This is a genomic window from Bacillus sp. FSL W7-1582 (assembly GCF_038593325.1).
GTDB classification, from domain to species: Bacteria; Bacillota; Bacilli; order Bacillales; family Bacillaceae; genus Bacillus; species Bacillus altitudinis.
This window is the reverse complement of sequence record NZ_CP151987.1, coordinates 369,378-393,017: the sequence shown is the minus strand read 5'-3', so window position 1 is coordinate 393,017 and position 23,640 is coordinate 369,378. Positions and strand designations below refer to the sequence as shown.

Annotated in this window: 12 protein-coding genes and 1 riboswitch; of the genes, 3 read left to right on the top strand and 9 right to left on the bottom strand. The window is 43.4% G+C overall.

The window, feature by feature from the left end:
• Positions 1-13: 13 nt before the first annotated feature.
• The 7 genes from NSQ11_RS02070 to NSQ11_RS02040 all read right to left on the bottom strand — a co-directional run bounded on the left by NSQ11_RS02070 (position 14) and on the right by NSQ11_RS02040 (position 19,230).
• Positions 14-10,729: an amino acid adenylation domain-containing protein gene (locus NSQ11_RS02070; protein ID WP_342501228.1), complete on the bottom strand. Its 10,716-nt coding sequence runs from the start codon at positions 10,727-10,729 to the stop codon at positions 14-16.
• A 147-nt stretch (positions 10,730-10,876) separates the two neighbouring features.
• Positions 10,877-10,970: riboswitch (cyclic di-GMP riboswitch) on the bottom strand.
• A 368-nt stretch (positions 10,971-11,338) separates the two neighbouring features.
• Entirely contained in the window at positions 11,339-12,142 is an 804-nt protein-coding gene (locus tag NSQ11_RS02065; RefSeq protein ID WP_007498221.1) for an ABC transporter permease, read from the bottom strand.
• Positions 12,135-13,004 carry an ABC transporter permease gene (locus tag NSQ11_RS02060; RefSeq protein WP_008347830.1) on the bottom strand — a complete coding sequence of 290 codons (870 nt, stop codon included), beginning with the start codon at positions 13,002-13,004 and terminating at the stop codon, positions 12,135-12,137. The genes NSQ11_RS02065 and NSQ11_RS02060 overlap by 8 nt, the downstream gene beginning before the upstream one ends.
• Positions 13,004-14,095: an ABC transporter ATP-binding protein gene (locus NSQ11_RS02055; RefSeq protein WP_046342606.1), complete on the bottom strand. Its 1,092-nt coding sequence runs from the start codon at positions 14,093-14,095 to the stop codon at positions 13,004-13,006. The genes NSQ11_RS02060 and NSQ11_RS02055 overlap by 1 nt, the downstream gene beginning before the upstream one ends.
• Positions 14,096-14,103: 8 nt before the next feature.
• Positions 14,104-15,189, bottom strand: coding sequence for an ABC transporter substrate-binding protein (locus tag NSQ11_RS02050; protein WP_017358546.1), 1,086 nt, complete (start codon positions 15,187-15,189; stop codon positions 14,104-14,106).
• Positions 15,186-17,171, bottom strand: a complete 1,986-nt coding sequence (locus tag NSQ11_RS02045; protein ID WP_335358124.1) for a hydantoinase B/oxoprolinase family protein — start codon at positions 17,169-17,171, stop codon at positions 15,186-15,188. Before NSQ11_RS02045 ends, NSQ11_RS02050 begins: the two co-directional genes overlap by 4 nt.
• Complete coding sequence (locus NSQ11_RS02040) at positions 17,161-19,230, bottom strand: hydantoinase/oxoprolinase family protein (protein WP_050826929.1); 2,070 nt, start codon at positions 19,228-19,230, stop codon at positions 17,161-17,163. Before NSQ11_RS02040 ends, NSQ11_RS02045 begins: the two co-directional genes overlap by 11 nt.
• 366 nt (positions 19,231-19,596) lie before the next feature.
• Between NSQ11_RS02040 and NSQ11_RS02035 the strand changes: the two genes are divergently transcribed.
• The 3 genes from NSQ11_RS02035 (at position 19,597) to comJ (ending at position 22,372) form a co-directional block, all read left to right on the top strand.
• Complete coding sequence (locus tag NSQ11_RS02035) at positions 19,597-20,025, top strand: NucA/NucB deoxyribonuclease domain-containing protein (protein WP_007498233.1); 429 nt, start codon at positions 19,597-19,599, stop codon at positions 20,023-20,025.
• 126 nt (positions 20,026-20,151) lie between these two features.
• Positions 20,152-21,849, top strand: coding sequence for a methyl-accepting chemotaxis protein (locus NSQ11_RS02030; protein ID WP_035703163.1), 1,698 nt, complete (start codon positions 20,152-20,154; stop codon positions 21,847-21,849).
• A 136-nt stretch (positions 21,850-21,985) separates the two neighbouring features.
• Positions 21,986-22,372 carry a competence protein ComJ gene (gene comJ, locus NSQ11_RS02025; protein ID WP_060832066.1) on the top strand — a complete coding sequence of 129 codons (387 nt, stop codon included), beginning with the start codon at positions 21,986-21,988 and terminating at the stop codon, positions 22,370-22,372.
• A gap of 1 nt (position 22,373) precedes the next feature.
• Here the strand turns inward: comJ and NSQ11_RS02020 are convergent, their stop codons facing one another.
• Complete coding sequence (locus NSQ11_RS02020; RefSeq protein ID WP_156061337.1) at positions 22,374-23,180, bottom strand: AAC(3) family N-acetyltransferase; 807 nt, start codon at positions 23,178-23,180, stop codon at positions 22,374-22,376.
• Positions 23,181-23,204: 24 nt separating this feature from the next.
• A complete protein-coding gene (locus NSQ11_RS02015) occupies positions 23,205-23,624 on the bottom strand; it encodes an Lrp/AsnC family transcriptional regulator (protein ID WP_008347846.1) in 420 nt (139 codons plus the stop codon).
• Positions 23,625-23,640 lie beyond the last annotated feature (16 nt).

Sequence of the window (23,640 nt, the reverse complement as noted above, 5' to 3'; positions counted from 1 at the left end):
CCTCTTCGTTTGCTTAAAATATATCCATTAGCTTTTCAAGTTCATCCATGGTCAGGTCATCGTCTCCTACATCACTAGGTGTAATTTGCGCTTCATCTTGTGATACACAATGTGAGATGAGTGCCTTCACGTTCTTTTCTAAAAGGTCCTTAAACTGTTCCATCGTTTGCTCTTCGAATTCAAGCTGGTGATAGGAAATCGTCATATGGAACAAGCCCTGTTCTACGAAACCAACAATATCTAATGCATGAGGTTTCTCTGATTCTGGACTTAATGATTGACCTGCCTGCCAAGTGGATCGACTTAGTTCACCCCCGCCAATCTGTTCATCAAACTGACCAAGATAGTTAAAGCTGATATCTGGCGTGACATCAAATGCGATACCGTCCTTCATTTTGTCAGGCGTTAAGTATTTTAAAACGCCATAGCCGATTCCCTTGTTCGGAATGTGTCTGAGCTCTTCTTTCAAAAGCTTGATTTGATACGAAAGATCCTCCGCATGCGACAAATCAAGTAGCACAGGATACATGCTCGTAAACCAGCCGATGGTCCGCGACACATTGACCGCCGGAAGGATGTCTTCCCTTCCATGTCCTTCAAGGTGAATTAAGTGTCTGTCTTCTCCTGTCCACTCTTTCAGGGTCAATCCTAAAGCGGTTAGCAAAATGTCATTGATTTCCGTATGGTACGCCTCATGTACTTCTGTCAGTAGACTGCGTGTTTCTTCCTCAGACAGCGTAAAGCGAATGGTTTTTGTATGCAGCATTCTTTGATCCTCTGTAACATGATCCTTTTGCAGAGGTGCAGTTAAATGCCCAAGTACCTTTTTCCAATAGTCCCTTTCTGCCAGCAGCTCATCTGACACTGCATATTCCGTCAACTTCTGGGCATATGCTTGGAATGAATGTGTTTTTTCAGGAAGGGTCAGCTCTTCCCCACGCTTCGCCTGCTCATAAAGAGCCATGAAGTCTTCAAGGAAAATACGCCATGACACACCATCAATGACAAGATGATGTACAACGAGCAATAAGTGATCTCCATGATCCGTACGGAAAATCGCAGGTTTGACTAATGGTCCCTCTGTTAAAGAAATACTCGCCTGCACTTCATTTGCCAGCTTTTCTACCTGCTCGATTTGCTGTGATCGTTCTCCTTGTACTTCTATCACGTCCACCGCTACATCGTTTTCGTCTACTCCACGATGACGCTGGATGATGCGTCCTTCTTCTATCGGATAAACCAATCGCAAAGCATCATGATGGGTCATCATCTGCTCGAGCACTTGCTTGACAAGCGCTTCATCCAAACCATTTGCCGCATGGAGCATAACGGACTGATTCCAATGATGCTGGCTGCTGAAGTTCCGTTCAAAGAACCAACGCTGTATCGGTGTTAAAATAACCTCTCCTTCGACAGCTGACTGATCGGCTGTGAGAAGGTCCGCTTCTTCGATATATGGGCGAAGCTCCGCAATCGTTGGGTATTGGAAAAGCAGCTTCATATCGAGCCTCCAGCCCTCTTGCGTGAGTCTGCTTGCCATTTGGATGCCTTTAATCGAATCTCCGCCAAGGAAGAAAAAGTGGTCGTGAATACCAACTTGGCTGACGCCAAGTACATCTTCCCAAATGCCGCAAAGCAGTGTTTCCACTTCATCTCTTGGCGCTTCGTATGCTGTTTGATTCGCATCCACATCAGGTGCTGGCAGTGCTTTGAGATCGACTTTGCCATTTGCCGTCATCGGCAGTTGGTCTAGCTTGATGATCCATGATGGCACCATATATTCAGGTAAGGTGCGCTTTAGGCTTTCTTTCAAAGTGCCCGTTTCGTTATCTGTGATGACGTAAGCGACAAGAGCGTCTTGATCACTTGCGTCTTTGACCGTTGTCACGACGGCTTCTTGGACTGAATCCAGCGCAAGGAGCTGCGCTTCAATTTCTGACAGCTCAATACGGAATCCGCGGATGCTCACTTGATGGTCTTTTCTACCGAGATAGATCAGCTCGCCATCCTCTGTCCATTTCACCAAGTCGCCTGTACGGTACATGCGCTCTCCACGATAAAACGGATCTGGGACAAACCGTTTGTCCGTTTCCTCTGGTAGATTCCAATAGCCTCTTGCCAGTCCTTTCCCCGCAATCACAAGTTCACCCGGTACGCCTTGCGGCGAGAGGTCATATAACGAACCCATAATGTAAAAACGAGTATTGGCAATCGCTGTTCCGATAGGAAGCGTGCCTTGATCTGGATCAATGATCCCGCTTGTCGCCACGACCGTATTTTCTGTTGGGCCGTAGTTATTGACGAGTTTGTATGGAACGGGCTTCACCTGTTTCAGCTTGTCCCCGCCTGTCAGTAAGTAACGGAGAGAATGATTGTCCATCGACATAAACTGCTCACATAGCTGTGTTGGCAGGAACGCAATGGTAATGCCTTCGTCATTGAAATACGTATTGAGCTTGATCATATCGAGGCGAATCGCTTCGTCGATGATATGGAGCTCTGCGCCGGCGATCCACGTCGGGAACATCTCCCAAATGGAGGCATCAAAGCCAAAGCCGGCATATTTGGCGGTTCGGTCTTGTTTCGTCACCTGGAAGGCATCATTGTGCCAGTAGGCGAGATTGACAAGGGACTGGTGCTCGACCATGACACCCTTCGGCTGTCCAGTCGTTCCAGATGTGTAAATCATATAGGCGAGATCCGTTGGTTTGACAGGAACCTGAATCTCGTGCGCTTCTCCTTCTACCGCCTCTTCTATGAAGAGGGTATGACCTGTGAAAGAAGGTGGTGCAGTGAGCTCTTTCTGAATCAGAAGGACCTCTGCCCCGCAATCTTCCAACATGTAGGCAATGCGCTGCGCTGGATAATCGGCATCAATCGGCACGAATGCCGCACCTGCCTTGAGCACACCGAGAACAGCGGCTGTCATCTCGAGCGATGGACGCGTGAGAATGCCGATGCGGTCTCCCGGTTTTGTGCCGCTGGAAATGAGTCTTGCGGCGACTGTATTCGCCCGGTTGTTCAGTTCTTCATACGTCCAGCTTGTGCCGCAGAAGGCAGCGGCTTTTTGATGAGATACTTCCTGCGACTTCGCCTCAATCAATGCATGAACCGTTTGATCTGTCGGGACATTTAGGATAGGGCCTGACCATTCATCAAGCAGTTTTTGCTGTTGCGCTGGTGATAATAATTGCATCTGATCTAATAATTGATCTGGTGCTGACACCATTTGTTCGATCAAGTAAAGGAAATACTCCTTCCACTTCTCAATCGACGACCGTTCAAAGATAGAAGAATTAAAATCAAACACAAGCTCGATTTGATCGTCAGATTCGTTTCCAGTTAAGGTTAAGTCAAATTTGGCTATATTCTCATTGAATGATTGTGGAACAATGTGAAGTCCATCCATCGACAAGTCACGAATATCTGCATTTTCCATCGAGAACACCACATCAAAGATTGGATGGCGGCTTGTGTCGCGAACCGTTTGCACTTGGTCCACCAATTCTTCAAATGGGTAAAGTTGATGTTCATTTGCCGCTAACACAAGCTCATGAACTGTTGACGCAAATTGAGAAAATGTCTGATGTCCTTCTGGTTTTGTTCTGAGTGCCAGCGTATTCACAAACATGCCGATGACTGATTGAATATCAGGATGAGTTCTGCCCACCACTGGAGAACCGATCATGATGTCTTCTTGTCTCGAAAGCTTGCTTAAAAGTGTACTGTAGCAAGCAAGCAGCACTGTATACGTTGTACTGTTGAGTGATCTAACCAACTCATCCAATTGCGCTTTAAGCGCACCGTCTATAGAGAATTCGACGCGGTCCCCTTCAAACGTCTGAACCTTTGGTCTCGGAAGATCCTCAGGCAGCGCCAAAACAGGCAGTTCTCCTTGTAATTGTGCCAACCAAAACGCCGCTTCTTCCGCTTTTTTCACAAGAGATTCTTCACTGTTTGACCAAACCGCATAGTCCTTATATTGAATAGGCAATTCATCAAGTTCGTCTCCTCGATACAAGATCGATAGCTCATCAATTAAAATACCGACAGACGCACCATCTGAAATGATGTGGTGCATATCAATCAACAAATAATGAACACTCTCCGATTCAGACACAAGCCCCACTCTAAGCAGCGGCGCTTTTTCTATATCAAATGGACGGATAAAATCATTCATTAATTGCTGAATGTCTCGGCCTTCCCCTTCGATGTTTTCAATGTTCACAGAAACATTCGTTTCAATTCGCTGAACAGGTTCACCCTGAACGAAGTCAAAGCTCGTACGGAATGCTTCATGACGATGAACAAGCTGGTCAATGGCTTTTTTAAATCGTTTTTCATCAAATACACCTTCAAGCTTTAAAGCAGCTGGCATATGATAGCTCTGCTCGGCATCTGTCATTTTTTGCAGAACAAACAATCTTTTCTGAGCAGATGTCACAGGATAAAAAGCCGCTTCTTCCGCTTTTTCCACTCGCCTGATTTCAGTTCGATCTGTTTGATCCACCGCAAGGGCAAACGCCTCTAAAGTGGGTGATTCAAATAATGTTTTCAAAGTACATTCCACATGCATCTCTTCATAGAGCCTGTTCAGCATTTTCATGCCGCGCAGTGAATGACCACCGCATTCAAAGAAATGATCACGTCTGCCGATTTTCGGAACTTCAAGAACTTCCTCCCAAATGTGTGCCAATATACGCTCTGTATCTGATTGAGGAGGGACGTATTCATTTGAAGCCTGCTCACTTACATCAGGTACCGGTAATGCTCGTCTATCTACCTTGCCATTCCCCGTTAGTGGCAGCTCGTCTAATTGCATGAAGAAAGCTGGCATCATATAAACAGGGAGTTCTCGTCCTGCTTGCTCACGTAAATCCGACAGCGGAACAGCACCTTCTGCTGTGAAATATGCACACAATGTATCATTTGATAACGCAATGACAACGGCTTCCTTCACTTGCGGATGCTGCAATAGCTGGTGTTCAATTTCGCCAAGCTCGATACGCTGACCTCGAATCTTGACTTGATGATCGATTCGCCCAATGAATTCAATATCTCCATTTGACAGCCATCGTGCGAGATCGCCCGTTTTGTACATGACTTCACCAGATCGGAAAGGATTTTCAACAAACTTTTCGCTCGTTAGTTCTGGCTGGTGATAATACCCCTTGACCAGTCCGTCACCTGCGACACAAAGCTCTCCAGCTACTCCCGGCGGCTGCACATGTCCAAACTCATCGACAATATAAACAGCCGTTTGACTCACCGGCTTTCCGATCGGAATCGACAGTGCTTGTTCTTCAATGTGATTCACCGGATAATACGTTGTGAAAATTGTGCTTTCAGAAGGTCCATACATATGAATAAGTTTGTCTTCTCCAACCGTTTCAAGGGCTGCCACAACATGCGGCACAGAAGCACGTTCCCCGCCAAACAGCACTTTTCTGACGTTTTTTAGGCTGCCTTTTTTCATATCAATCAGTAAGTGAAATAGAGCGGTCGTGATCATTAAAATACTGACTTTTTCCTTCTCAATCGCGCCAGAAAGCTCATTCATATTTAAAATGTGATCCTTTGGCAAAACAATGAGTTTCGCTCCGTTCAATAAAGCACCAAACACATCAAACATAAATGCATCAAATACATAGTTTGAAATGCTCATCACCGTGTCTTCATGATGAATGGTGAGATAATTCGACTGCTTCACTGTTCTCAAAATGTTCCGGTGCGTCACCATGTTCCCTTTAGGTTTGCCTGTCGTACCAGATGTATAGGTTAAATTCGCCAAGTCCAAAGGCGAAACACATACAATTGGATTGCTCTCTGACTGCTGATCAACGGCTTGATCTTCTATTTCTATGATTTTCCCTTCAAACGCAGTAAGCACAGAACGATGACGCAGCACCTGATGGGTCAGGACAAACTGTGCACCACTATCTGTCAAAAAGTGCTTGATACGTTCATCAGGGAAGTCAGGATCAATTGGCACATAGACACCGCCAGCCTTTAGCACAGCTAAAACGGACAGCACCATCTCATTAGAACGTTCAAAGAATAAAGCCGCTTTCATCCCTTTTTCAAAACCATGTTCGTGTAAATAATGAGCCAGCTGGTTCACTCTGCGATTCAGCTCTTGATAAGAAAGAACCTCATCTTTATATTGCAAAGCAGGCTGGTGACCATGCTGCTGTACTTGTGATTCAAATTGCGTCACAATGGTTTCTTCCACAGGATAAGGCGTAGGTAACGGGTTCCACATCTTCAATTGAGCCGCTGCCTCTTGTTCAGACAGTAAGCGGTATGATTGAATCGCTTGCTCCGGCACTTCAACCATCTGCTCCAGAAGATAAACATAATGCTTGAGCATCTGCTCGGCTGTACTTCGTTTAAATAACGCCGTACTGTAATCGAGAACAAAGGAAAGACCATGACTTGACTCCGTCGCTTGAAGTGTGAGATCAAACTTTGCAATATGGAAATTGGTTTCCTCGACTTCGACTTTCATCCCTCCAATATGCTGGGCTGTTGAATGATCTGGCGTTAGAGTAAAGATCGTATCAAATAATGGATGGCGGCTAAAATCTCTTTGCACATTTAGCTTTTCAAGCAGCCGCTCGAATGGATATTGCTGATGCTCAAACGCCCTCATCGTCTTTTCCTTTACTTGCTCAATCAACTGTGTCATTGAACCGTTCGGATCTACCTCTGAACGTAAAGCAAGTGTTTGGACAAACATGCCGATCATGTCATTCAAATCTGCATGCACCCGGCCTGCTGTTGGCGTCCCCACCACAAACTCCTTTTGACCTGTGTATTTCGCAAGCAATGTATAGTAAGCAGAAAGCAACACGGTATACAGCGTCGTATGATGATTCGCTGCAAGCTCCTGCAAACGGCCTGTTAACGTCTCATCGATGTTCCTGAGAACGCGATCTCCAGCGAAAGACTGGACAGCCGGACGCTGATAATCAGTTAGCAGCTGCAAAGCAGGGATATCTCCTGAAAATTCTTTCAGCCAGAATGCTTCATCTATTTGACCGCCTTGCTCTGCCTGTTGTTCTTGCCAAACAGCATAATCTTGATATTGAAGCTTCAATGGCGCTTTCACTGATCCCTCATATGCGTTAGACAGCTCACGCAGCATTAAATCAATTGAAAGACCATCTGAAATCAGATGATGCATATCGAAATAGAGAAGATGCTCCTGATCATGTAAAGACTGTAGCCCAACACGCAAAAGCGGAGCCTGCTCAAGATAAAAAGGTCGGACAAATTGACGCATGTTCTCTTCCATCGTGCTGCCTGTCACCTGTTCTATTTGAAATGGAACGGATGAAGCTACCCGCTGACGAGGGACTCCTTTGACTGTATGAAAAGAAGTGCGTAGCATATCATGACGTGCGATCAGTTTTTCAAAAGCTCCCTCCAACTTCTCTCGTTGCAGCGTTCCTCTTAATTTCACAACGGCAGGCATATGATAGGCGATGCTCTGCTCCAACTGAGTCACCATATAAACACGCTGCTGCGCCGGTGACAATGGATAATCGGCGGCAGTCGGTGCTTTCGGTATGACCACTTGTGAAGACTTTTCCGCTTGTTCAATATAAACAGCAAGTGCTGCAATTGTTTGCTGTTCAAATAAAACCGATAAAGGGACCTCCACTTGAAAAGCCCGCTGAACGAGTGTAAGAACTTTCATCGCTTTGAGTGAATGTCCGCCTATGTCAAAGAATGAGTCGTACACACCTATGTTCTCTTGATGAAGGACGTCTTCCCACAAACGAACAAGCTTCGTTTCTACATCGTTTCTAGGCGCTACATAAACAGCACTGACAGCCTTGTCTCCTTTTAATGCAGCAAGCGCACGCCGGTCAACTTTCCCGCTAACTGTCAGTGGAAATGCCTCAAGCTGCTTGAAATAAAGCGGCATCATATAAGCTGGCAGCTGATGTTTGATAGCGGCTTGCAGGGTGTCCACGGAAAGAAATTCTTGTCGTGCTTGATAGTAAGCACTTAAAGCCTTTCCACCGTCCGGTTCATCCACGACAAGCACGACAGCCTGATCGACTCCGTCTACCTGCTCCATGACTGCCTCAATTTCACCCGTTTCGATGCGGTAACCTCTTATTTTTACTTGGTCATCTATTCTTCCAAGGTAATCAATTGTGCCGTCTGGAAGCCATCTCACTACATCACCTGTGCGATACATCCGGTCTTCAGAGAAAAATGGATCTCGTCTGAATGCCTTCTCCGTTAATTCAGGCTGATTCACATAGCCCCGTCCCACTCCTATTCCCGCAATGCATAGTTCTCCCACAGCTCCCTGCACCTGTAGTTGTTCATGTTCATTTAAAATATAAATCCGGTGATGGCCCAGTGGCTTTCCAATTGACACATAGCGCTGTTCTGGTGACTTCTGCAGCTCACTGAGATCTAGACGGTGAACTGTCGCATCCACACACGTTTCTGTCGGACCATACACATTCCACAAGGCAAAATCGGGCTGGCTGACACGCACAGCTTCAATCAGCGCCTGCGCTGCTTTCGCAGGGAGTGCTTCTCCCCCAATCAGCATGTGAGTCAGTGCAAGCCCATCCAATTCCGTTGCAAGTAAAAGCTGCACATGTGCTGGCGTTCCATCTGTTGCTTCAATTTGATGTTCTTTGTAATAAGCCGCTAGCTGTACACCGTTTCGTGTCATTTCCCTTGGCACAATATGAAGCGTATGTCCAAATAAAAGAGCAGCAAAGATTTGTTTAACAGATGCATCGAAATGGAATGGTGCAAGAAGCGCCACTTGAAGCTGATTTGCCCCCTCATACACTTCGTGATGCAGGGCATGAACCAAATGATGCAGCTGAAGATGCTCGATCATCACTCCCTTCGGCTTTCCAGTCGTACCCGATGTATAAATGAGATAAGCCAAATCCTGTGATGTCGTCTGATCGATCAGCTCAGGCAGCGGACGATCTTCTAATTCCATATGCTGCTGGACAACCATTTTTTCCGCAATGGATGAATATCGCTGAACAAACGATTCTTCTGTTAAAACGATAGAAGCACCAGAATCTTCTACAATAAATTGAATGCGTTCCTCAGGTAATGCCGGATCGATCGGTACATATGCACCGCCAGCTTTTAATATCCCAAAAATGGCAACAATCGCATCTGCCGTCCGTTCCATTAAAACGGCAACTGGTACATCACGCGAGACACCTTTCATCTGTAAAAACCGTGCCAGTTTGTCCGCTTTTTGATACAGCTCTCCATAAGTGAACGTTCCATTTTCCGCTACCACAGCTGCCCGTTCTGAATATGTTTTAGCTACCTCATCAAATAAGTGGTGAACTGGTTTCGCTCCTGGTAAATCAAATGCTTCTCCCTTAGATAATTGAAGCAGCTGCTTTTGTTCATCTGCTGGCAGTAAAGAGAGAGCCCCAATCAGCTGATCTGGCTGAGAGACTGCCGCCTCCAGCAAAATCATCAATCGATCAAACAGCTTACTCATATCGTCTTCACTAAATAGATCTGTACGGTAATCCAAATCAATGGTCAATGTATCTGTATCCCAGCGGTCTTTCACATGAATCGATATATCATTCATTCCGCTTCCACTAAAAATCGGCTCCGTAATGAACGAAAGATTCTCTTTTTTCTGCCACTGCATGACCTGATACTCTAAAGAAATATCAAACAGGCGTCCTGTAAATCCATCTCTTTCCCTTAAATCATTCATGAGCACATTGTAAGGATATTTTTGATGACGCAAGATCTTCATCTGATCCGCCATGACCTGCTTCACGAAATCAAGAAACGTGAGGGATCCTTGCACAGATGCGCGCATCGGAATGGTCGACACAAACATCCCAATCATCTTTTTTTCCTTTGCATTTGTCCGATTGCCCATAAAGGTTCCAAGGACCACATCCTCCATGCCGCTAAATCGGTGCAAGTAAATATAGACAGCGGACATAAACATAGAAAGCATACTGACTTTCTCTTCTTCACAAAAAACGCGAAGCTTCTCCTTTAAAGCATCTGGAATATCCCCTGAAAATCTCTCCGCATGTAAACTCATCTCGTAACCTTTATGCGGTGTTAAAGAAGCGAAATCTGGAATATTGGCAAATTGCTCGTTCCAAAAAGCTTGGTCTTTCTGAAAACGTTTAGAAGATTCATACGTTTGCTCACTCATGATGTGATCAACGAAGGAAATGTCTTCAATTGGGGAGATGTCTGCCCCCTGCAGCATGTCATGGTATAGATCAATGATTCGGTTTCCCATCAAGATAATTGAAATACCATCAGCCACAATATGATGTGCTTTACAGAACAGCCAGCACTCTTGATCACTGATTTGAAAGACCGTAAATTCGATTAAGGAACGGTCAATCAGTTCCATCGGCTCTCGAATCTCCTCGTTCGCCCACGCCCTGACTTCCTTTTCACTCCATCCTTTCACCAAACGAATCGGCTGTTTTTCATATGGCTTGATATATTGAACGGGCTCCTCCTGCTCATGTTGATACACCAGCCTTAAACGAAGAGAATCAGTTTCACGAATGTACGCTTGAAGCACATCAACGATCAAAGAAGGATTTAGACCTGATACCGATCTTAACTTGGCAAACCCACCCAAATTAGAAATACTTGTGCCTGGATAAAATCTTTCCGTGTAGAATACTCGCTTTTGCGCATGTGTTAAGGGGTAATAAACTGTACTCATTCTTATCCTCCGCTCTTCTATGTTTTCTCCACCAAATGTGATACCCTGCACCCTCTATATCAAAAGAACCAAGTCTATTTCATTAAAATAGACGGAATAACAGAAAAGGAGCCCACCCCGAATAAAACGGAGGGACTCCCATTTTGATTCGGTAACCTGCCGACCATAGTAAAAAAAGAAACTTTTACCTTAGGACATGGCTTTGCGTCTCTATGTTTCCATAGATTTGCCTTTTTCTTCTTTTCTTTTAGATATTTTCTATTTACGTCCACTTTATATGAAATTATTGTTTTTTTCACCGAAAAATGGGTGTAAAGATTCATGCGTTATGCCGAAGGGATCACATCATAATTTACGATATTTACCGAAAATAACTAATAATAGTTGCGTTCCACCGAAAATAAATGACCAATTACCGCAAAAATTTCATGTTTTTCCTTAAATTTTTCAAATATGACCGAAAATGTAGGAGAGAGGTCTCCTATCACGCCTCGCATTTTCTTAAACCTTAAGAACTACATTCCATAAAACTTTGAATATTTTTACCATAAAAAACAATACAAAAAGAGCTGTCATTTCAAATGACAGCTCCTTGTTTCTTCATTATATTTACATCACCTTAGACAGACCAATCGTTTTCTCAATAATGAGCAACGCAATGATAGAAATGATAATAAATATGACAGATATCGCATTGACACTCGGATCAAAAGTTTGCTCAATGTAATTAAACGTCCTCACGGGAATCGTAATGGTTTGAGGTGAAGAAACGAACAAACTAATCGAGATTTCACCAAATGATGTCACAGCAGAAAACACCCCACCTGCGATAATACCAGGCTTGATCAAGGGCAGTGTCACACGAAAGAAAGTACGTATGGGCCCTGCACCAAGATTCATGGAAGCTAGCTCAAGACGTGGATCAAGATTTGAAACACTGACACCCACGGTTCGTACCACATAAGGAAAACCAATGATGACATGCCCAATGACTAATGCCCACAAAGACCCTGTAAAACCCATAGCCGTAAACAAATACAGCATCGCAATCCCTAATACCACCTGAGGAATCATAAGAGGTGACAAAATAAAGGCTTGAACAGCTTCCTTTCCCTTAAAGGAAAGCCTTGCTAAAGCATAAGAAGCCATCGTTCCTAAAAGAACAGTAAGCGGCGTCACAATCAATAACAGAATCACGCTGATACGCAAAGATTCCATCCATTCTGGATTCGACACGACCTCATGAAACCAGCGAACAGAAAACGAAGTCGGCGGGAATTCAGGAAAAGCATTCGGACTAAAAGCAGAAAGAACAATGACAAGAACAGGTACGGTTAAAAAGAGATAAACGAGTGAGCCTGCGGTCCATATCAGAACCGAAAGCAAACGGTCACCTATTGATTTTTTACGCATGCATCCTCGCCTCCCAACGCTTCAATAAATAGCTTAATAGACTGACGACCGCTAGCACACAAATCAATAAAGTAAAGGACATCGCAGCGGCAAGAGGCAAATTATACACCTGCATGACCTGCTGATAAATGGACAGTGGCAAGAGCGGTTGCATCCGTCCGCCGACTAGCAAAGGAGTAATATAGCTTCCTGCTGCAAGTGAGAAGACAATAATTGCTCCGGTGATCATGCCTGGAATCGTAAGCGGCAAGGTCACATGAAAAAATGTCCGAATACGACCAGCACCAAGACTCATAGAAGCCGGTCTTAAGTGACGGTCCATATCAGTTAAGCTCGTTGCAATAGGCAGCACTGCAAAAGGCAGCATCACTTGAACATAAGCAATAATGACCGCATTCATATTCCACAGCATCGATAGCGGTTTCTCAATCAGATGTAAATCGATCAGCATGCCATTGATCAAGCCATTTTGCGAAAGAAGCACGATCCATGCAAATGTCCGAATGACGACACTCGTCAAAAGCGGCGATACAAGTAAGATATAGAAAAAAGCCCGCAACCTTGGGTGAGGTGCTTTCACTAGCACATAAGCTGCTGGATATGCCATCAATAAACAAATCACCGTTGTCTGTAAGGCCACCCACACAGTACTTCCAATTGCTTTCACATATGCATCTGTCGTAAATACATGTAAATATTGAGACAAACTATAGGATTGTAACGTATTCATCATCGAATCCACATCACGAAAACTGAGGACAAACATCATCACAAGCGGAGCAAGAAGGAATACAACTAGAAACAAACAAGCTGGCAGCAGCATAAACCAATGAAAGCGCTGATTCTTTTTTTTGATTCGCATCACGCATGCACCTTCGAATCTAAGAACACAATATCTTCAGGCTGCCAATGAATATGCACAGTTTCTCCAACTTGAGGCAGCTCGGGAAACGCTGCGTCTGATGCATGGACAATGATTTCACCTTGATTAAGCCCAACGACCAAACGTAAAGAGTGCCCAATATAACTGACATCTGCCAACACGCCTGTGACATGATTTGGCTGAACTTCCTCCCCGCCAGAAGATAACTTGATTCTCTCAGGACGCAGCATGAGTAAATGCTTCTCGCTCTTCTCTTTAAATGCGGCAACTTTTAGCTGAACTTGCTTCCCGTTTGATTGAATGAAATGTGGAACAGTGTATGTGGAAGTAACTTCATCATATTCCGCTTCAAATAGATTGACCTGTCCGATAAATTCAGCAACAAAACGATTATTTGGCTGACGATATACTTCTAAAGGTGTCCCAATCTGCTGAATTTTCCCCTCACCTAATATCCCAATTCGGTCGGAAAGACTTAAGGCTTCCTCCTGATCATGCGTCACAAGAATAGTCGTAATCCCGACATTCCGTTGAATATTTCGCAGCTCCGTCTGCATATTTTTTCTTAGTTTTGCATCTAGGTTACTGAGTGGTTCATCCAGAAGAAGAACGGCAGGCTGGATAGCAAGTGCCCGTGCAATGGCGACCCGTTGCTGCTGACCACCACTTAATTGGTGCGGCATACGTTTGGCAAATGACTCTAATTGCACAAGAGACAAGCTCTCCATCACCTTTTGCTTGATTTCCGCCTTCTTTTTCTTTTGAACCTTCAACCCATATGCAACATTATCAAAGACGGTGAGATGTGGGAAAAGTGCATAGCTTTGAAAGACCATCCCCGTTTTCCTTTGATAAGGAGGTAAAGTCGTCACATCCTGATCACCAATATAGACGACTCCTTTTGTCGGTTCTAAAAAACCACCAATGATATTGAGTAAAGTTGATTTTCCGCAGCCACTAGGGCCAAGAAGGGAGAAAAACTCTCCCTCTTTTACCGTAAGACTGACATCATCAAGAGCAATCTGCTCGCCAAAATGCTGGCTGATATGTTCTAAATTGATTCCACTCATGCGATCACCTATTTTCCTCCGCCTAGTACTTCATTCCATCGATTTGTCCATTGACCGAGCTCTGAAGTCGCTGTTTCGTAATCTACCCAAGTCAGCTTGCTATAATAATTTTCGCCAACCTTCACTTTTCCCTTAATTTTGTCTCCGTATTTCACATCAGAATTCGACATGCCATAGTAAGATTTTTCTGAGAAGGCTTCTTGAGCTTCTTTCCCGCTAAGGTAGTTTAATAGCTTATAAGCCGCTTCCTCATGCTGACTTCCCTTTGTTAGCGCCCAGCTCGCAACTGCTGCCACAGCGCCTTCTTTCGGATATGAGAATCCAATATCCATCCCTTCTTCTTCAAGTGCAAATGCTCGGCCATCCCAATATGGAACTGCCGTCACGTCACCACGTTCTAACAGCGTTTGAATAGACCCTGGGTTATCAGGAAAAGCAGCTACACGCCCTTTTAATTGTGCTAGGCTTTTAAATGCTTTATCAATATCCTTAGGATTTGATTCTGTCCCTCCTTGAGCATGGACAAGTGCAGAGAAAAATTGTAAGCCCGCTGAATAAGTTGGGGAAGAAATCGCCACTTTCCCTTTCAGCTGATCGCTCCATAAATCTGTCCAGCTGTTTGGCTCCTGTTTGACAAGATCTTTTCTATAAGCAATTCCAAGCTGTCCCATACTAAAGCCTGCTGCATATTGTTTTCCATCAACAGTGAGTTTCTTTTGAACAGAACGATATAGCTTTTTCACATTCGGTGCTTGATCTTCATCAATAGGCGCAAGAACGTTTGCCGCAATACCTCTTTGAATCGTATCAGGCTGTAAAATAAGCAAATCATACGGTGGATTTTTACCATTAGATGCTTTTAATTTTGTAAACCATTCAGAATCTGCCCCAGAGACCGTTTGTACTTTAATGCCTGTATCCTTTTCAAACTTTTCGAGGATTGGCTTAATATTCTTTTCCCAATCCCCTCCGTAGACACCAACGATCACAGTCTGCTGCTGTTTACTTTGGTCCTGCCCATTTCCACCGCATGCAGACAGCAGTAACATGACGGATAGGACACCTGCAAATATGGCGATTACTCTTCTTTTCATGATTCATTTCCCCCTTTTTGTTGATTCAACTGACGAAGTGCTTGAATAATATCCATCTTTGTTAACGGTTCCTGTCTATGACTAAAATGAGAATGAACCGCATGTTTATAGTGCGTACGCTCATTTGCTGGGTTTGAACGAAGCTGCACAGCAAGCTCACTGCTGGCTTCGTCCGTCCACACTTTCTCATAAGCTGCTCTTTGCTCTCCAAAATCCCAAGCGACAGCATCAGCATTATTCATCTTTTCACGAAGCCTGCTCGTCTGTTCGTCATCAATTTTCCATTCGTTATGATCTCGATAGACTTTGACGCCATATTGCTGAAGTGCTCTTTCTTCACTTAATAGCCCTGCTTCCACTTCATGAAGGACTTTTTCTTTCGTTCTAGAAAATGGATTCCCCCATCCTCCTCCACTTGGTGAAACCAATTGAACAATATCGCCTTTTTCAAGACGCATGACATCAATTTTCGGCTGGTTTTGTGTCTCCCCACTTGGTTTGGTCAATTTCACCTCACCAATTGCTCCTGCACGTCCGCCCATTAACCCCCAAGGTTGAAACTTCATTCGTTCCATTCCTCGTGCCGTCACCATCGATTCTGGCTTGATCATTTCAAATTCTAAACCAATCGCATGTCCCCCTCTATGTTCCCCTGCTCCACCTGTGTTCGGTAGCAGTTCATATCGGTGTACATGAATATCAATATGCTGTTCCAAGCTCTCGATAGGTGTATTTTTTAAAAAGCCTGACGAATGATCAATTCCATCGACTCCATCAGTCCCTTTTTGAGCACCGCCGCCTCCGCCTAACGGTTCGACCACAGACATTTTTCTGCCTCCTGTATGATCATCAGGAACAGAGAGAACGACGATAGCGGATTGACCTGCACCTGCCGCCGGCACTGCTTCAGGCAACAGCTTACCAATAGCACCTAGTACGACATTATACAGTCTCATTGTAATGGAATGCCGAATACCGACAGAAGCCGGATATTCTGGATGGACAAGCGTTCCTTTAGGTGAAATCACGTCTATCGGATACGTAATCCCACCATTAATCGGAATAAAAGGATCTTTACTAATAATGTAATTAATCAATCCTTGATATAAGAAGGAATGCTTTTGACCATTGGTGACAAGATTAAAAGCTGTCTTAACTTGCGGATCACACTCAGAGAAGTCCAGTGTCAGCTGTTTCCCTTTGACCGTCAGCTTGATCTTTAATCGGATCGGCACGTCCGAAATCATATCATCATCCAAGTAATCAGCGAATTCACTCGTTCCATCAGGGATGGCTTCAATGACTTTTCCTGCGCGATCCTCTGCTTGCTTCAGCAGATCAATCATTCCTTGCTTCACTTCGTTTTTTCCAAATTTCTCGATCATTTCTTTTAGTCTGATTTCTGCTGTATTAACAGCGGCAATCATCGCATTAATATCGCCATCATTTAAATGACTCGCTCGGCTATTAGCTCTTAAAAAGGTACGAACAACCTGATTCTCTTTTCCACCTTCATAGATTTTCACTGGCGGAATTCTTAATCCTTCCTGATGAACATCTGTTGCAGTTGGAGAAATGCTTGAAGGGACAAGACCTCCCACATCACTTACATGAACAAAAGACCAGGCATAACTGACAATTTCATCTTCTATAAAAATAGGTTTGATGATATGAACATCTGGCAAATGAGTCGCTAAACCGTCTGTCGTATAAGGATCATTTGTGATGATAATGTCACCCGGCTGCATCGGTCCGCTTTCTTCAATCGCTTTTTTGAGACTCAGCCCTAAAAAGATCGTGACACCGACTGTTTTTGGGTAAACAAAGAAATCTCCAGAAGGCGTGGCTAATGCTGTGGCAAAATCCGCCGATTCTTTTACGAATGTTGTAAAGGATGTCCGCTCAATGACATGTCCCATGCCTGATGCAATCGCATTAAAATAACTCCTCATCATCTCAAGCTTTGCTGGATCAGTTCCCATGTAAAGCCGCCTCCCTTGAAATCACCAAGTTTCCTGAATGGTCTATGCTGCCTGCCCATTTTGGCAAAATCAATGTTGTCGTATCATCTTGCTCAATGATGGCAGGTCCTTTCACAACAGCACCTAATGACAAATTACTCCGATTGTAAACAGATGCTTCGTACTCTTTTTCTTCTATAAAGATTCGTCTGTATGATTGTGGTATTAAAGGCTGTCCGCTGCTTTCATCAACAGGAGAGAAAGGCAGTGGAGGTGTTTCACCTATAACCCGAACTCGCAAATGAGTAAATTCAATGTTCGCCTGATCATCTCTATGGCCATATTGACGCTCATGCAGGTTGTGGAAAGCTTCAATCAGGTGATAGACGTCTTGTTCCTGCTTTAGCCAATCCACCGATAATGGCAATTCAATCTCAAATGCCTGCCCTTGATAGCGGGCATCTGCTAATAACAAAATGGACGTTTGTTTGATATGTTGAATGTTTTGCTGGCTGAACCAATCCGTTGCTTTGCGTGAAAGCATTTCATAATCTTGTTTTAATTCGTCCATCGTATAGTCTTGTAAGCAGATTTTCTTAGACAACACAGCATCATGGATAAAATCGGCTGTAAGTGCACCTAGCGCACATAATGTTCCTGGACTTGGAGGGACGACCACATTTTTCGCATGAATTTCTCTCGCAAGGAAATTCGCGACAACAGGTCCTGCCCCGCCAAATGCCAACAAACTAAAATCTCTAGGATCAAACCCTTGCTGCTCCATGACATTGCTTAGTTCTGTGTACATATTGGCAACAGCCACTTGAATCAACTGGTCAGCCGCCTGTTCGACCGTTTTATGAAGCTGATCAGCAATTGGCTGAAAGGCTATTTCCGCTGCAGACCGCTGCAATTGTAAATGTCCTCCGGCAAACCGTTCTTGATTGAGGTAACCGCATATGAGAAATGCATCGGTTAAAGCAGCTTTTTTTCCCCTTCCATACGAAGCAGGTCCAGGCTGCGAGCCAACTGATTCCGGTCCTGCTTTAAGAAGCCCGCCTTGATCAAGCCATGCAACAGAACCTCCGCCAGCCCCTATCGAATACATTGCAACAGATGGAAGAATGATCGGAAATCCTGAAAGCTGATTCGATTGAGCCATTGTAGGCTGCCCATTTTGAATGATCGAGATATCTGCACTTGTGCCACCAACATCAAACGTAATTAAATTGGGTTCATTTGCAGAAGTTGCAATTCTTGCTGCACCAATTACACCAGCTGCCGGGCCAGAAAAAAGTGTTTTAACGGGTGAAGTAGCTGCACTTTCTGCATCCATTAAACCACCATTTGATTGGGTAATGTATGGAGAAATTGGTACACCTTCTTCTTTCAAGCGGCTTTTCAATGTTTGTAAATATTGTTTGACCTTTGGTTGAATGTACAAATTGACAACAGACATCACTGTCCGCTCATATTCCCTCATTTGTGGCCATAATTCAGAAGACGTCAGGACTTCTAATTGTGGGTAATGATGATGAATATAGGCTTTTGCCTGTAATTCATGAACTGGATTCTGATAGCTATGTAAAAAAGAAATGACAATGCCTGCTAGTTTTTTAGACATGACCTGCTGGACAGCATCATCTAATTGCTGCAGTTGGAGAGGTTTTTTGATCGAACCATCGTGTATGAGCCTTTCAGAGATTGGATATACATGTTTTCGTGGTATCAATGGTTCTGGCAATTGAGAATTGAAGTCATAAGGAATGGGTAGACGTAAACGCTGTAATGACAAAATGTCTTGAAAACCTTCCGTTACAAAAAGGGCTAAATCTGCTCCCTTTCTCTGCAATAATGTATTAAGACCGATTGTCATCCCGTGTACGAGATATTGTATTTTGGATAAATCGACACCTCTTTCTTTTAGAAGTTTCAGCCCATTGATAATTCCTTGAGCTGGGTCATCTGTCACTGTAGGTGTCTTGAGTTCAGTCAGCTCCCCTGTCGCTTCATTCATCAGCGATAAATCAGTAAATGTTCCACCTATGTCTATTCCGAGCCGATAAGAGACATCCGCCATTTGTACTTCCCTCCTGCAATGTAATTGGAATCATATTTTGATAAATTACGACATTTTTTGATATTTGACTCCATATTATTAAAGCATATCGGTCTAGTCAATTTTATTTTTTTGAAATTTCTGTGTGTTAAAATCTTGAAATTAGCCTAAAAACCAATCATAAAGCCATTTTGCATCAGCATATATGTTTTTTGAGCAGCAAAATTAAATTTTTATGAGTTTGTACAACGAGGAAAAGAGCATAAACAGGTAAAAAACGTTTTTCGAACTTTAAAAGACGTTTTTTCAAAACGAGGAGAAATTGGTAAGTAATTCTGCTATACTTCTGTTTACAAAATACGCTAAAGAGAAAGAGAGCTAGCATCTATGAAACTTCTTAAAACCATTCTCTTGCTTTTATTGATTGTCATTGGTATAGCGACAGGCTATGTCCAACTAGGGCAACATAAACAAGAGACGACAAACTCTTCTTATGACAAAACCATTCACTTTCCATCAGATCGATATCCAGAAACCGCGAAGCACATAGAAGAAGCTATTGACGAAGGTCATTCTTCCATTTGCACCATTGATCGAAAAAATAGTGATGAGCAAAGAGACAAATCACTTCATGGCATTCCAACAAAGCGTGGTTATGATCGTGATGAATGGCCAATGGCGATGTGTAAAGAAGGTGGAGCAGGGGCTTCTGTCAAATATGTACGTCCTTCGGATAATAGGGGGGCAGGCTCTTGGGTAAGTCATCAATTATCAGATGATCCTGATGGCACAAGAATCCAATTTATTATCGAGTAGCACGATCTTTCCTTTTTTCATAACAAAAATTTCTGTGTAAGTGCATTCACGTATATCAAACATTTTTTTCATGCCGATAATCTTTAAGGAGGGATACCCTACCTTATACCTAAAGGAGTAAAAAGCATGAAGAAAAAAGGAAAACTGAGGCTTGGCGCCAAAATAATGCTGATCTTTTTAAGTGTCCTCATCGTATTTTCAGCAGTGGTTGGTTATGTAGTGAACCGCGAAATGACAGAGAACATTAAGCAAATGGCCACCGAAAAAGCAAAAGGCGATCTAAAGCTAGGATACGCTTACCTAACTGAAAAGGTTGCTGGCTCGTGGCAGATAAAAGATGGCAAGCTTTACAAAGGAAATACTCAAATCAATAACCATGACACATTGGTTGATCAATTAGCCGAATATACTGGTGATACAATCACGATTTTCCAAGGAAATACCCGTGTTGCCACAAATGTCATGTTAAACGGGAAACGAGCTGTAGGAACCGAAGTCTCACCTGAAGTAAAGGCCGCTGTTTTGGATAAAGGCGAGAATTATTACGGAACAGCCAATGTTGCCGGGAAAGACTACCAAACGGCTTATATGCCCATCAAAAATGATACAGGGGAAACGATTGGTATTTTCTATACCGGTGCAAATCAAAGCATGATTTCACAAATGCTTCAGTCTTTCTTTATTCAATTTGTCACGGTTCTACTGTTAAGTTTAATTGTTTCTGTTATCATTATTTCTATTTTCACAAAGCGGATTCAGACACGTCTTAAACATATGGCATCTGCTATTAAGAGTGCAGGCGAAGGAAATTTAACCATCAACGTGACAGATCACACAGGCGATGAACTTTCTGAGCTGGCAGGTCACTTTAATAAGATGCGTGAGAAATTAAATCAAACCATTTTAAATGTGATCAAAACATCTGAATTAGTAGCCACCTCTTCTGAGGAGCTGTCAGCTAGCGCAGAAGAAACGAGTGCAGCATCAGAGAAGATTACCCATACCATTCAAGAAGTCGCTCAATCGTCTGAACAGCAATCAGCCCAAATGACAGCTAGTGAGCACACGATGAGACAAGTATCTAACGAGCTAGTAAACATCACTGAAAATGCGGGACAAATGGCAACAAGAAGCCAGTCCGCACAAGAAATGGCCCAAAAAGGTGTACAAAATATCGGTGAAGTCAATTCACAAATGACATCTATTGCAAAATCAATTGAAGAGAACGGTACAGCAATTCAAGCGCTAGAAACACGTTCAGCCGAGATTGATCAGATTTCCAAAGTGATTACAGATATCGCTAACCAAACTAATCTACTTGCTCTTAATGCGGCCATTGAGGCAGCACGCGCAGGTGAACACGGAAAAGGTTTTGCCGTTGTGGCAGACGAAGTGAGGAAGCTCGCAGAAGAATCGCAAACCTCATCCAACATGATTTCACATCTCATTTCCGAAATACAAAAAGAGATGAATCATTCGACGAGTGCCATTAAACGAGTACGAGAGGAAGCGGCTCAAGGGGCTGTTCTTATTTCTCATACAGAGGATTCATTTATTGACATTCAGCAGTCAATGAAGGAAATGGCAGATGGCATTCAACATTTATCGGATGCATCCCAAAAAATCGCAGCTTATACAAATGATGCGAAGCAGACCTTTGCCTCTATCACAGAAGGCGTTAAACTGACGAGTGAACATTCACAACAAGTAGCAGGTTTAACAGAAGAACAATTTGCAGCAATGGAAGAAGTAACAGCTTCATCAGAGGCTCTTGCCCATTTAGCAGGAGACCTAAAAGAAATGGTTTCGCAATTTCACATCTAGATCCCTCATACAGTAGCGCAAGACGGCGACAATCGTCTTGCTGCCTAACATTCTCTTCAATTATCATACTTTCAAACATTCACTTTTCAACATGATCGCCAGCTGGACAAATTTTATGAATAAAGGAGTTATCTATATGAATGATTTAAATCAAACGTATCCCCTATCTATCTCCTATCACCAAATCACCGTATACACTGGAAGCACGACGCCACCTGTGATTGATTGGACAGATGACGATATTCTTCAAGGATTCGCAACTGGGGATCGAGGTATTTCTTTTGAAGGCATCAATAACGGAAAGGCTTCTATTATCGTGACATTAAACAGCCATGAGCCTCCATCATCCGTTGATAGAGTCATCACAGTGCCATTTACTCATTCAAGTGATCATGTTTATCTGACAAGCGTCATGGCACAGATACTGTCTTTCTCCATTCCAAAAGGAGACTATCAACTCACCTGCTATATATCTGAGCACCCTGATCAAGATCTCTATTATTTTGATTTTCAGACTGTTTAGATCACGCCTGGTCGTACTGCTCAAGCCATTTTTCTGCAAAATCGACTGATTCTCTCATCGGCAATAAATACGAATTGGCTAGCCCGATTTGACTGTGGTTATAACTACATTCTGATTGTAAAAAGTCACGACCAATCTGTTCAAATAGTTCTTCTCTTGTGATGATATCTTGATACTCTTTCCACACCCTCCAACCATTCTCTAAAATGGGGGCCCCTCGTGTCATGAGGTCTTGCTGTGAGATTCGATATTCAGCTAAGTGAAAAGCTGTCACACTCTCGAATGACGTGCCAATTAGCAGCACTTTTGCATCAAGATCGTACATACGTCCAAGAGGTGAATTTTCTCCTAAACCATAAGGAAGCGCATGGTGTTTCAACAATTCATCTTTCCTTTTCCCCCAGGCGGTGAATGAGAAATGAGGATGATTGCTTCTTTCTACGCCTGGGTATTTCCAAAAGGTCTCCGCTACCTTTCCCATTGCTGTTGGAGCTGTGTACGCCGGATCAAATGCAGGCATCGTGTCTTTGATCGGTTTCCACCAAGAATAAGGAACAGGCGGATTGATCCAATCAGCAGGATCAGACAGCTCTAATGTTTGTGCCGGCATAATCAGTGTTCCTTCATCTGTTAAAATATCCATCATAGCTTGTATAACGGCTATAGCTCCTCCATTCACCCAGCCAATAGATGACAAGGATGAGTGGACACATAAGATCATGCCCTTCCTTACACCAAGTTGAACCAAATCCGCTTTGATTCTTTCCTTTGTGATCGGTTCAGCCTGATGTTCAATTAATCTTTTCATCGGTTATTTCCTCCTGCGCCTCATCTATTCTTGATGAGTGAGACGTTTCACAGCGATAGACAATTTATAATTTGCATGCTTTGTTAGCTCCGTTAAAAATTGATCAAGCTCATCATGACTGGAGAAATGTCCTTCAGCCATATAACAGCCCTCTCCACTTATTTTAAACAGGTTTTTGATTTCTTCCTTTTGATGGAGAAACGATAAAAGCGGTTCATGATCATAACTTCGGGTAAAGAGCTGCAAAAATGTTTGGATGTTCTGCTGTGTCCGCCAGTTAATTGAAATGGTATAGGCTTCAATAATCCCCTCTTCTTCAAGCTTTAAAACTCTATTTTTAGCAGCTTGACCGGTTAAATGGACTTTTTCACCAAGTGCTTTCATCGTCAATCGGCTATTCTTTGAGAGTTCTTTTAATATATCCATATCTGTTTTGTCTAGCATTAGCTCACCTCTTTCA